Raw genomic sequence first — 12,332 nt, 5'->3', positions numbered from 1 at the left:
CAAGCTAAAAGGCGAGAGAAGAATTCAATCAGCTACTCTGTCTTGGATATAGTACTAATGTATTTTGCGCTTTTGACACAATCCGCAGCCCGTGTTCAATTCGATTTGAGCTCCTTCGCTCTTTATTTTCTAATCTCAGTCTAGAACAGTTAAAGCCTCCCTTTGATAGATAAAGCGGAAAGAAAAAACGGGCCGAATAGGTCCGCTTTTTTTATGACTTCACTCATTTCCATGGTATAATGGGAGGACTATTGATAGAGAAGATCAAAAGGAGACACGAGTGGATCAAAAACATCACTGCCAAGTCCTATGGGCGAAAAATAAATACCTGGTGCTGAGTCATTCCAGCAACATTTACAAGGAGATCCGGGAATACCTCAAGCAAGACCAGGTTGAGGTCAGTCACGTCGAGGACCTGATTCAGCAAGCGCTGGCCTTGCCGGAAAATCGTGGCCAGGTCTCCAATGCCTTCCAGCATATCTGGGGCTATTTCAAAAAGCAGGCGACTGCAAACGAAAAGGCGGGCTTCATGTTGCTACTTGAGAAGTACCAGCATGGCCAGGCCCAGCAAGTGGATCTTATCAAGGGGATTCAAACTCTCCTTGAGCGCTACCCTAATCGCTACTTACAAGACTCGACGCTACTAGGAGGTCAATAGATGAGACTCTGGCACCAAGACTTGATTCCCAAACTCCCTCGTCCCCAGCTCCTGGGCCAACACCGGGAATGCTGCGCCCTTCGAGGCAATGGCTGGGGCAAGAAGCACGCGACGGTCAACTATGTCTTTGACTACTCGCCCTATCGCCTCTATGCCTATCACCGCCTGATCATGGAGGAGATGACGGCTCGTGGTTACAAGGTAAGTCCAGAGTGGTGGGAGCCGACCTACCGAGGCAAGACCTGCCCAGCCTACCCAGAGCTGGAAGAAGAAGGCTTGAGCACCCCTATCTATCCTGAACATCAGAACACCTATCTTAAAGAATGCCTGGACAATCTAGCAGAAAAAGGGATTCAATTAGACTAAGAAAAAACGGACCAGACCAGGTTCGTTTTTTGCGCCAAATCCAAACAAAATGCTTTGAAAGCGTTAATTTCTTTCCCAAACATGCTATAATAATAGGAGATATCACGGAGGGAATTATGACTGAAGAACTTATAAAGTCTAAACATCGTGTTCAAAAACATGGTGAAGTTTTTACACCATCGTGGATGGTACAAAAGATGCTAGATACTCCTGGGGTAAGGGAAAAAACAGAAGATATTTATGCGACTTTTTTGGAACCATCAGCAGGAGATGGGAATTTTTTAGAGGCCATACTTGAAAGAAAACTCTCTGCTGTTACTAGGAATTATGACAAGAAAAATTGGAAAACTAAATCTCTTTTTGCAATAGCTTCAATTTACGGAATTGAATTTTTAGAAGATAACCTTGAAGTTGCTAGGTCAAGAATGTTTTTGCGCTATCTAGATTGGTATGAAGACTCTTTTGGTGAGAGATTGGGTAGCAATACTGATATCTATAAATCAGCTCATTACCTAATCAAAAAGAATATTGTAAGAGGAAATACTTTGACAAAGCGACACCCTGATTCAAATGAACTTATTATGTTTAGTGAGTGGATGCGAGTAAAAGGACACCCTAGTCTTGTTGAAGAAAAGCGATTTGCTTTTGCTGAACTTTTTGGTGAAAATATTGATGGTGAGGATAGGGTTGTTGAGGGACAATTAAGCCTCTTTGAAGAGTTCGATGAAGACTTTAGCATTGCCAATACGAAGAAAGTAGTTATTAAAAAAGTATATACATTGGGAGATTAAATAATTATGGCATCAAATTTTGATTTTTTAAAATTGAACACAGAAACAGCAGTACTTTTTTCGACTATTAATGAGGCTGAGAATAACTACTCACAAAAAGATTATGAAGGTGTGTTGATAAGAGTTCGTAAAGTTGCAGAAAATACAGCAATCCTATTTGCTAATTGTAAACGTATCAAACTACCATCAAATTCGACTTTTCATGTGACGTTACAAAATATCAAATCTTATATTAAAAATAAAGAAATCGTGGATGCTTTTTTTGAGATTAAACGGTATGGAAATAATTCAGCTCATGAACTTAATCCTAAAGAGGCAACTCAAGAGAATGCATTAAAATCATTGGAACAGATTTATATGATTTTAGTTTGGTTCGTGACTAAGTATGTTAATGATCAAATTAAAGTTTCTTTGTATGATAATTTCTTAGAACCTAAAGCTCAAGAGCGTTATACAACAGCTGAACGTAAGTTTATCTATGTACAGACTGTTAATAACGAAAGTGGAAAACTTGCTGCTTATGAGGGTGCTCAAAAGATCGGTGAAGGAACAATATCTTCAGACGATATTGAAGCCGATTGGACAGCAAATAGTGAGTTTTTACGTAAAATAGCACCAAAAAGAATTAAGCAATATATGACAACCGCTGGTCTTCATTTTGAACTTGGGTGGGTTGAACTGGCTTATAAAAAATCTACAAAAACTTGGTTTCATGATCATGACGTCCATGAAGTTTTAAAGAGGTCAGGAATTAAACACCCTGAAGAATTAGCAGGTAATGAATGGTTTAAGACTGATTTATTGACAGCTAAGAAGGCTATTAAGGCAGTCAAAGATGGACGGTCATTTATTAGTGATGTACCGGCTGAATATATAGCAGATAAATCGGATATTATTCTTAGACCTGAACAAAATGCTGCCGTGGAACAAACTCAAAAGACTTTTAAGAAAAAAGACCGTATGCTTTGGAATGCCAAAATGCGTTTTGGTAAAACCTTAACCTCATTGGAGCTTATTAAGCAAGAAGGTTTTCAACGTGTTCTAATCATGACACATAGACCAGTAGTCCGTGATTCATGGTTTGAGGACTACAAAAAAATGGAAATGGCAGAAGCAGGGTATTTGTATGGATCGGTTGATAAGGGAGAGAAATTAACTACCCTAAAATCTGGTGATAATCCATTCATTTATTTCGCATCTATTCAGTATTTACGTTATAATAGCGCTCAAGCCAATCTCCCTTTATTTTCGGATGTAGACTGGGATTTAATCATCATTGATGAAGCACATGAGGGAACACAGACTGAACTTAGCGATACTGTCATGAAATCTTTGGTAAAAGAAGGTTATACCAAGATTCTAGAACTATCCGGTACACCTTTTAATCTTCTTGATCAGTTTGCACCTGAACAAGTCTATACTTGGGACTATGTCATGGAACAACAAGCTAAACTGAAATGGGATTTGGAAAATCCTGAACTTCCTAACCCTTATGAGCAACTTCCAGAGGTACAAATGTATACCTTTGAGATGAAATATAAGGAAAAATTTACCGATGAAAACAAAGCCTTCAATTTTCGTGAATTTTTCAGAGTGGATGATAAGGGTGAATTAGTTTATAAAGCTGATGTCCGACGTTTTTTGGATAATATCACTAACCCAAATAGTGACACTAATTATCCATTTTCAACAAGAGAATATCGTGATGAACTCCGTCATACTCTTTGGATCATGCCGGGAGTTAGAGAAGCTAATGCTTTTGAAAAGCTTTTAAAAGAACACCCAGTGTTTGGGATGGACTACAATATTGTTAATGTTGTACGAAACGATAAGAGTGATAATATCATAGATGCTTCAGGAGATGATCTTTCGAAGGTACGTCAAGCGATTACGGATGATCCTTCACAAACAAAAACAATCACTTTGACAGTTCGTAGGTTGACAACAGGTGTCAATGTTCCTGAATGGACAGCAGTGATGTTCCTTTCTAATACTAGCAGTTCAACGAATTACCTACAGGCTGCATTTCGTGCACAAACACCATTTTCTCATGAAAAGATTGGAATGAAGAAACGTTGTTATATTTTTGATTTTGCTCCAGACCGTGCTTTAACAGTAATGGCTGAAACGGCTCAAATAAACTCTGGTGTTGGGAAGAAAAATACAAATCAGCAAAAACAGGCGATGGCAAATTTGCTTAACTTTTTGCCCATTTTAGGTAAAAGTGATAATGGAATGGAACCATTTAATGTTGACCGTATGTTGACTCAAATCAAAAAGGTATATGCTGAAAAAGCAGTACGTTCAGGTTTTGAAGATGACAGTCTCTACAATGATAATCTCTTAACACTAACTGCTGATGATGCAGAACGTTTCAATAAACTAAATGCTATCGTTGGTAAAACGCAAAAACAAAAAACTCCTACTAAAGTAACAATTAACGATAGTGGTTTGACTGATGAAGAATATGACCAGGCAGAAAAAGCTAAGAAAAAGAAACCTCATGAGCGTAGTCAAGAGGAAAAAGAAGCGATAGAAAAACTCAAAGAGGCTCGTAAACAACAAAAAACGATGATTTCTATCTTAAGAGGAGTTTCTATTCGTATTCCAATGATGATCTACGGAATGGATGTCGATTTAAGTAAAGATATTACTATCGGAGACTTTATCAAAGAAGTTGATGACGAATCTTGGAAAGAATTTATGCCTGCTGGATTCACAAAAGACATGTTCAAAGATATAACCAAGTATTATGACGCAGAGGTCTTTATTGAAGCGGGTCGAATCATTCGTCAACGAGCTAAATCTTTTGATAGTCTTGATTTTATAGAACGTGCTGAAGAAATTGCAACCTTATTTGGTAGCTTCAAGAATCCCGATAAGGAAACTGTTTTGACACCATGGCGAGTGGTCAATATGCAAATTGCAAAAGGTATTGGTGGACTTAATTTCTATGACGATAACTTTGAGTCAATGACTGATGGTGCTACACCAAATCTACATTGGGTAGACACAGATGTTACTGATAGTGTCTATCATCCAGAGACTAAAATCATTGATATCAATGCTAAGACAGGCCTCTACCCTTTGCATGCTGCTATGAGTCTTTATTATCAATACGTACAAAATAATGATGATAATCGATTCGATGCTGATAGTGTCTATCGTGGAATCTTAGAAAACAATATTTATGCCATTGCAAAAACACCAATGGCTAAGACCATTACAGAAAGAACTTTAACAGGTTACAAGAAATATAAGACCAACGTAGCCTATATCGAAAACTTCTCAGATACATTGAAATCAAGTATTGAAGAAGGTAAAAAACAAGTAGAGGAGGCCTTTGATAAAGTGAAATTTGATGTTGTGATTGGGAATCCACCGTATCAGGAGTCAGATAATAAATCTGGTAATGGAAGTGCCACGCCGTTGTACGACAAATTTATAGAACTTTCTATTAGTATTAAACCTAAGTATATTTCGTTAATTACGCCTAGTGTTTGGTTCTTGGGAGGGAAAGGTTTAGATAATTTTAGAAGAAAAATGCTAGAAGATATTCATATCAAATCTTTTCATAATTATGTCACACCAAATGATGTTTTTCAAAATGTAAGTTTAAGAGGAGGAGTTAATTTCTTTGTTTGGGATGCTAATTTTAATAATACGAAATACTTCATACATACGGAGACTATAAAAAACTCTAAGATAGTAGATAGTTCGGATAGACCTTATCGCTTACTAGATTTAGATTTGTTTATTTCTGATAGTAGAGCGTATACACTTCTACAGAACATGTTGGAAAGAAACTATATTAGTTTGGACTTTGAAGATAAGAAATTAATGTTATATGGATTTGTTTCAGAGAGAAATCCTTTTGGTATTGCTACAACGATGAAGGATTTTGGAGATGAAAATGATGATAATGATGTAAAAATCTATGCAAGTAAAGGGCGTGTAGGATTTTTACCTAGGTCCACAATTAAACGAAATCTGGAATTAGTTGATTCTTATAAAGTTTTAACTGCATTTGCAAATAATATTGGGACAGATTTGCCAGACGATAATTTGAATACTATAGTTTCGGAACCCAAAAGTGCTTGTACAGAAACATATCTGGTTATTGGTGGGAATCTTAAGTTGACCAGAGATACTGCTAATAATTTATCAAAATATCTAAAAACAAAATTTGTTCGCATGTTGATTATGTTAGCAAAGGCAAATCAAAATGGTACAAGAAAAACCTATAGATTTGTACCTCTTCAAAGTTTTACAAGTGACTTAGATATTGATTGGTCACAATCCATTGCAGAAATCAATCAGCAATTGTATCGAAAATATGAGCTAAGTGAAGAAGAAATTATCTTCATTGAAGAAAATATAAAAGAAATGGAGTAAGGATGGATATTTCTGCCGTTTATCGTATGGAGTTAATTGAGAAATTAGATAAAACGATTTGGTCAAAGTATGGTAGTTACAAAAAGGTTGAGCAATATGTGAAATTAAATCAAACTTTATATGATGATTTTGGCAATGCGAATTTTGGTATTGTTTACGTGAATAATAATATCCAATTACTTGATACTTTAGGAAATATTGCTCAAACTGATTCCGAACTGTTAATTAAAATGGCCATTGATTTAGGAATTGAAACTCCTGATTTTATACCATCAATTCCAACATTTCGTAATAAACTCAAGGATAACTATAAAAACGCTTCAACGAGTTTTGAACAAGCATTTCAGAGCATAGAGAAAAATCCAGCAGATGCGGTTGGAAATGCAAACTCTGTTTTAGAAAGTATTATTAAAGAAATTTTGTCAGATAACCGATTTGCTCATATATCTGGTGCTTCTAATGCTACTAGTAAGAAGGTGGTTCAGGAAATACTAAAAGTATTTCAACTTAATCCAGATAGCCCTGAATTACCAACCCAAATGAAATCTATCTCATCTTCATTTATAACAGTTGCAAAAGCGATAGAGGATTTAAGGAGTGATAATACTCTTTTTCATGGTCAGGATTCTGAAAAATACTTAATCTCGGAACCCTTATATGCCTATTTTGTAGTTAATGCATGTGCGACCGTTGGATTATTTTTAATTGAATTCTATGAGAAAAAATTTCCAAAAGAACAAAAAACATCAGATGGTATTGAATTTTCAGATTTTTTTGATGATATTTCAGATGATGATTTACCGTTTTAGATGCTCTGATATTAGATTTTGAAAGGAAAATAAATGCTACTTTTTTCTACAATCTTAAACATTGACAAGTCATTAACCAAAGATGATTTCTTGAATTTAGTTATTGAATGGAATCAAAAGAGCCCCCACGATGATAATGTGATTCCTGATTTAAGTTGGGACGGTTCTTATGACCAAAAGTTTGGTAATGAAAAGGTATCTCTTGAGTTTAAGGAGTACCGTAACGAAGAAATTATTGCCGTTAGATATGTAAAAAAATTGGATGATGGCATTCTTTGGAACACAGATTACGTCATGAACTTTAAAGAGTATAAAATGTCAATCATGTTGGACCGAAGTTTTACTGAGGATGCTGTTGGAATTGCTCCTTCATTTTCTACTCCATTTTTTATCAGACTATTGATTGAGAAGGGATATGTCCTTGCTGATGGTAATCTACCAGTGACCATGAACCCTCATTTTATAAGTAAGAATAACTATCAGCTTTTGTTAGATATTGTAAATGATATTCGTTCTTATAATCTTCCTATTGTTTATGTTTCAAAAACACTTTCAAATGACACTCCAGTCGATGTTAGCAAATTGGCCTATGATCTAAAAGGGGTTGCACATGTTCTTGTGCAAGAAGAGCTTGATTTAAATAATATTCTTGAGGATCTTAATGAAGATGTCATTGAGGTAGGGGGTTCTATTGGTCTGTATTTCCAATCCGACAGGATGAATAATAGAACAGTTCTTTATCATAATGGATTTGATTCAGATACAATTAGACAAGGAATTGTTAAGGCAGTTGTTAATTTCACTAACCAGCAGAGCATCGATCCTTTGTACACATGGGATGGTGTACTAACTTCTTTACTTCGAGATCGTTTTGAAAGTCAAAAATCTAAACGTACGAAAGCTGAGAGAACCAAAGAGGAGACAGAAGAACTCCTAGATAGTTTTAGTAATGATTTTGATGAGTTAACTGAAGAAAATGGTCGTTTACGTAGTAGTATTTCTGATCTGGAACAAGAGTTAACCTACTATAGAAATCTTTTCAATAATAAACAAGATAGTGATAGTAGTTTTATATCAAGTGGATCTGAGAAGGAATTCTTTCAAGGTGAGAAAAAGGAATTTGTTTTGTCAGTTCTGAGTGATTCCTTACAGAATATCCAAGATGGAACTCGTAAGAAACATATCATTCAAGATATTATACAACAGAATGATAGTGAAAATATTCTCAATCATAAGAGAGATAAGATTAAACGTCTATTGACAAACTATAGCGGATTGAATAAAAAGTTGAATCAAGAATTGAAACAACTGGGATTCACCGTTACAGAGGATGGAAAACATTATAAACTAACATATTTTGATGATAATCGTTATACTATTTCTATGGCTAAGACACCAAGTGATGGTCGAGCTGGTAAAAATAATGTTTCAGAAATCAATAAGAAAGTCTTTTAGAATTTAAGTCAATTTGTATATTTTTAAGAGTTACGCCACTCCAGAAGCCGATGCTGAACTCAAGAAATTTGTTCAAGAGTTTAAGGGCTAGTTCTTCATCACTATTAACAAACAATTCCCTCCTTATTTTTCTAAGGAGGGTTTTCTGTCGAGTTGTTTTTCTTGCTTCTTTGAAAAAAGAGTGTATAATGATGTAATACAAATTATTACAACAAAACAAAACCGAAAAGGAGATACCCATGACCTACGCCTACAATAGCAAGATTTACCTGGCAGAAGCAGTCCTCAATGTGAAGGACCTGGCGCGCCAGACCGCTTTTTACACCCAAATGTTGGGCTTGGAGATGTTGTCTCAGATGGAGGATGAAGTCCTTCTTGGGGCTGGAGATAAACCCTTGGTGCGTCTCATCCAAACGGATCGGACTGAGGCTCTTAAGGCCAGCTATGGTCTCTATCACATGGCCATTCTCCTACCTAGTCGGGAGGACTTGGCGGATGTCTTCAAGCATATGGCTGAGCTGAACGTTCCCTTTGTCGGGGCAGCGGATCATGGCTACAGTGAAGCCCTCTATCTCGAAGATCCAGAGGGCAATGGCATCGAGCTCTACCGGGATAAGCCAGTGGCGGAGTGGGATATCCGTGAGGATGGTCGCATCATCGGGGTGACAGAGGAACTCTCTGCTCAAGAAATCTATGAAATGGGGCGCAAGGTGGAGCCCTTCCAGATAGCGTCCGATACCCGCATGGGACATATCCACCTCTCCGTAAGAGATAGTCGAGCAGCGTCCACCTTTTATCAAAAAGTGCTGGAATTAGCTGATAAGTTTACCGTTCCATCTGCAAGTTGGATTGCCTCTGGAGACTAGCATCATCATCTGGCAGTCAATGAATGGGCTGGCAAGCACTTGGCCAAACGAGAAGCTCACCTTCCTGGACTTGCCTATTACGTCATCCAAGTAGAAAAGAAAGAAGACTTGGTTGCCATCGCAGAGCGAGCAAAAGAGCAGGAGGCAGCTGTTACCTGGTTGACCTCAAGCGAGCTCGAGTTTACAGACCCAGATGGGATTGTAACACGTGTCAGAAAGGGTTAGAATGCTTGATAAATCTGTCTTTTTGAGAGAAAAAACAAAAAAATAGTAAGAATTAGTAATATTCAAGATGTAATTCTTGACTTTACATCTGGGTCGTGTAGAATAGTACTTGTAATAAATAATCTTACAACAGAAAGAAGAAACATCTATGAAAAATATGAAAAACATTTTATTTATCGTCGGATCTCTTCGTCAAGGATCATTCAACCACCAAATGGCTAAGAAAGCAGAAAGCCTTCTTGAAGGAAAAGCAACAGTGACTTACTTGGACTACAAGGACATCCCGATGATGAACCAAGATTTGGAAACGCCAACTTTGCCAGCGGTGCAGGCGGCGCGTGATGCAGTCCTTGCTGCGGACGCCATCTGGATCTTCTCACCAGTCTATAACTTTGCCATTCCAGGTGTGGTGAAAAACTTGCTCGACTGGCTCAGCCGTGCCCTTGACCTATCAGAAACTCGTGGCCCATCTGCTCTTCAAGACAAGATCGTAACAGTCTCTTCAGTCGCTAATGCTGGACACGAGCCAATGTTTGCAGCCTACCAATCCCTCTTACCATTCGTTCGTACCCAAGTAGTGGGAGACTTCACAGGAACAACCGTTAACCCAGAAGCCTGGGCAACAGGCGAATTGGTCTTGACAGACGAAGCAATCGCAGGATTGGAAAAACAAGCCCAAGCTTTATTGGAAGCATAAGAAAAGAGAGTGGGACAGAAATCGGTCATTCGTAAGAATTCGATTTCGTCGTCCCACCTCCGCACAGTTGAGTAGAGCTGTATAAGCTGATGTGATCAGCGTAGTAGAGCCCACTCAACCACTGCGTCTTGCTCGACAATCCAAAGACAATTAAGAGGCTAGGATTTTTGTCCCAGCCTCTTAGAATGTAGAGAAACTACTTTTTACGTAAACTATCTAGATGATTCTTCAATATAATGACTTCTATTTTTAGTCATTTAAGAAGATCTAAAACTTTCCGCTGTGTGCAAAGTGCCTGAAACGCAATTGTTTCAGGCACTCGGGAGTTTTGGAACCTTAGGTTCAAAACTAAGTCATGGAACTTCTATGAAATTCGCTGACGTCCGTACTCACCTAAGGAAAGTTTTTTTAAAGATTTTATCTTCAATAGCTGAGACAGAAGTCTCAGCTTTTTTAGATACTAAACAATTGTCCAAAGAGGTAGGTAACACCCATGGTAAGTAGTCCAATGACCAAGTTACGGATCATGGCTTGCTTGGTTGGGGCTTTTCCTAGTTTGGCGCTGGTGTAGCCAGTAAAGAGGAGGGAAAGGGCTACGATGATCACTGTTGCGGGGATTCGGATTTCTTTGGGAAAGAGAAGGATGGACAGCATGGGAGGAAGAGATCCGAGGACAAAGGCAACAAAGCTAGATATAGCCGCATGCCATGGATTGGTAAACTCTTCAAACTCTAGGCCATACTTTTCTTCCACCAAGGCCTTGAGAGGGTGTTTGAGAAAGGCCCGCTCGGTCATGATTTGAGCAGCTGTTTCGCATTCCCCATTTTGAATATAGGTTGCGTAGAGGGAGTCGCGTGCAGCTTTTGGATCGCGGTCCAAAAGGGCTTGTTCTCGACTCACAGCGGCTTCTTCTGTATCCTTTTGAGTCGATACAGACACGTATTCACCACCTGCCATAGAGAAGGCACCAGCTAGAATTGCAGAAAGGCCAGATAGAAAGATGATCCAGAGGTTACTGGTTGCACTGGCAACCCCAATGACAACTCCAGCGATTGAGATAATGCCATCATTGGCACCGAGCACTCCAGCCCGTAAGATATTTAAGCGGTCGTTAAAAGAGGCATCAACCCCATGTTTTGTTTCAGTCATACTTGTCTCCTGATTTCTTATTTAGAATGATTATAATTAAATATTTATCAGTTTGCAAGTCTTTTGTCCCAAATGATAAAAGTCCGACAATTTAAGAAAAGTCTAATGACCATTTAATCCTGAGTTAACCCTAAGGTAAGAGAGGGAAATATAGATATTATAGTGTTTTGACATTCGAAATAATTTTAGATATAATTTACAAAAGTAAAAATATTTATAGGAGAGAACCATGAAAAAATTAGTCGCAAGTGGAATCACTTTGCTTTCAGTCTTGACCTTGGTCGCATGTTCGGGAAATCAAACTGCAAAACCAGAGGCTTCTTCAGAGAAATCTTCTAGCAAGGTGGAAAAGAAATCTTCTTCCTCTAAGAAAACATCCTCATCTAAGAAGAAATCATTTTCTTCAAAGAAATTTGAGTTGACGGATGATACAAGTAGTTCTTCCAGTCAGTCTTCATCAGGCTCTGGCGCTCAAGTAACAGCTCCAGAAGTTGTTTTGGTGACAGATCAAGAAATTGAAAACGCGAAAACAATCGGTGATATCAAGGGACTTTATGCAAAACTAGCTGAAAATTATAAGAAGCATGCCAATGAATTGGGAGAAAAATTGCCAAAATCTGAACAAGAATCTTACTTCAAGACCTTGGAACCTGGTATCAAAAAGATGGATGAAGAGTTGGCTTCTGTGAATGAAACACTGACTCAATTTGGAGATGATACGACGCTTTTCCCAGAAGAGCACCGTGCAGCCTTTATTGAGGCCTTCAAAGCAACTCGTGATACCATGACAAATGCTTTGGTAACTGCTTATAAGTTTGTTGGGGGTTTGACTAGCTAATCCCCTATCTTCTCTGTGGGAACTTAGTTTCTGCAGTTATAGATTGGATCAAGATCGAAATGAATAAAAGAGTGAGAGGCTGG

The 12,332-nt window shown here is 38.0% G+C and carries 9 protein-coding genes and 1 pseudogene; 9 read left to right on the top strand and 1 reads right to left on the bottom strand.

Going from position 1 to position 12,332, the window contains the following annotated elements; translation table 11 throughout:
- Positions 1 to 280 precede the first annotated feature (280 nt).
- The 8 genes and pseudogenes from I2D56_RS08135 (at position 281) to I2D56_RS08100 (ending at position 10,262) form a co-directional block, all read left to right on the top strand.
- Positions 281 to 658 (top strand): YbgA family protein, encoded by a 378-nt coding sequence (locus tag I2D56_RS08135; RefSeq protein ID WP_195348328.1) that lies wholly within the window; start codon positions 281 to 283, stop codon positions 656 to 658.
- On the top strand, positions 659 to 1,024 hold the full coding sequence (locus tag I2D56_RS08130; RefSeq protein ID WP_195348327.1) for a TIGR02328 family protein: 366 nt from the start codon (positions 659 to 661) through the stop codon (positions 1,022 to 1,024).
- 116 nt (positions 1,025 to 1,140) lie between these two features.
- On the top strand, positions 1,141 to 1,815 hold the full coding sequence (locus I2D56_RS08125; protein ID WP_195348326.1) for a methylase: 675 nt from the start codon (positions 1,141 to 1,143) through the stop codon (positions 1,813 to 1,815).
- 6 nt (positions 1,816 to 1,821) lie between these two features.
- Positions 1,822 to 6,210, top strand: coding sequence for an Eco57I restriction-modification methylase domain-containing protein (locus I2D56_RS08120; protein WP_195348325.1), 4,389 nt, complete (start codon positions 1,822 to 1,824; stop codon positions 6,208 to 6,210).
- Positions 6,211 to 6,212: 2 nt separating this feature from the next.
- Positions 6,213 to 7,019, top strand: coding sequence for an abortive infection family protein (locus I2D56_RS08115; protein WP_195348324.1), 807 nt, complete (start codon positions 6,213 to 6,215; stop codon positions 7,017 to 7,019).
- Between the two features lie 33 nt (positions 7,020 to 7,052).
- Positions 7,053 to 8,474, top strand: a complete 1,422-nt coding sequence (locus I2D56_RS08110) for a hypothetical protein (protein WP_195348323.1) — start codon at positions 7,053 to 7,055, stop codon at positions 8,472 to 8,474.
- A gap of 239 nt (positions 8,475 to 8,713) precedes the next feature.
- Positions 8,714 to 9,565 (top strand): annotated as a pseudogene (locus I2D56_RS08105) (VOC family protein).
- A 157-nt stretch (positions 9,566 to 9,722) separates the two neighbouring features.
- Positions 9,723 to 10,262: an NADPH-dependent FMN reductase gene (locus I2D56_RS08100; RefSeq protein WP_195348355.1), complete on the top strand. Its 540-nt coding sequence runs from the start codon at positions 9,723 to 9,725 to the stop codon at positions 10,260 to 10,262.
- Between the two features lie 453 nt (positions 10,263 to 10,715).
- Here the strand turns inward: I2D56_RS08100 and I2D56_RS08095 are convergent, their stop codons facing one another.
- Positions 10,716 to 11,411, bottom strand: a complete 696-nt coding sequence (locus I2D56_RS08095; protein ID WP_195348322.1) for a VIT1/CCC1 transporter family protein — start codon at positions 11,409 to 11,411, stop codon at positions 10,716 to 10,718.
- Positions 11,412 to 11,640: 229 nt separating this feature from the next.
- On the opposite strand from I2D56_RS08095, the gene I2D56_RS08090 reads away from it, so the two are divergent.
- Entirely contained in the window at positions 11,641 to 12,249 is a 609-nt protein-coding gene (locus I2D56_RS08090) for a hypothetical protein (protein WP_195348321.1), read from the top strand.
- Positions 12,250 to 12,332: the final 83 nt, after the last annotated feature.

The sequence above is a fragment of the Streptococcus australis genome, assembly GCF_015553625.1.
Taxonomy (GTDB): domain Bacteria; phylum Bacillota; class Bacilli; order Lactobacillales; family Streptococcaceae; genus Streptococcus; species Streptococcus australis_B.
Note: the sequence above shows the minus strand (reverse complement) of the source record. Positions and strands in the feature narration are given on the sequence as shown.

Coding starts and splice junctions, on each gene's coding strand:
- I2D56_RS08130 (WP_195348327.1), top strand. CDS start 659: ATGAGACTCTGGCACCAAGACTTGATTCCCAAACTCCCTCGTCCCCAG.
- I2D56_RS08125 (WP_195348326.1), top strand. CDS start 1,141: ATGACTGAAGAACTTATAAAGTCTAAACATCGTGTTCAAAAACATGGT.
- I2D56_RS08120 (WP_195348325.1), top strand. CDS start 1,822: ATGGCATCAAATTTTGATTTTTTAAAATTGAACACAGAAACAGCAGTA.
- I2D56_RS08115 (WP_195348324.1), top strand. CDS start 6,213: ATGGATATTTCTGCCGTTTATCGTATGGAGTTAATTGAGAAATTAGAT.
- I2D56_RS08110 (WP_195348323.1), top strand. CDS start 7,053: ATGCTACTTTTTTCTACAATCTTAAACATTGACAAGTCATTAACCAAA.
- I2D56_RS08100 (WP_195348355.1), top strand. CDS start 9,723: ATGAAAAACATTTTATTTATCGTCGGATCTCTTCGTCAAGGATCATTC.
- I2D56_RS08095 (WP_195348322.1), bottom strand. CDS start 11,411: ATGACTGAAACAAAACATGGGGTTGATGCCTCTTTTAACGACCGCTTA.
- I2D56_RS08090 (WP_195348321.1), top strand. CDS start 11,641: ATGAAAAAATTAGTCGCAAGTGGAATCACTTTGCTTTCAGTCTTGACC.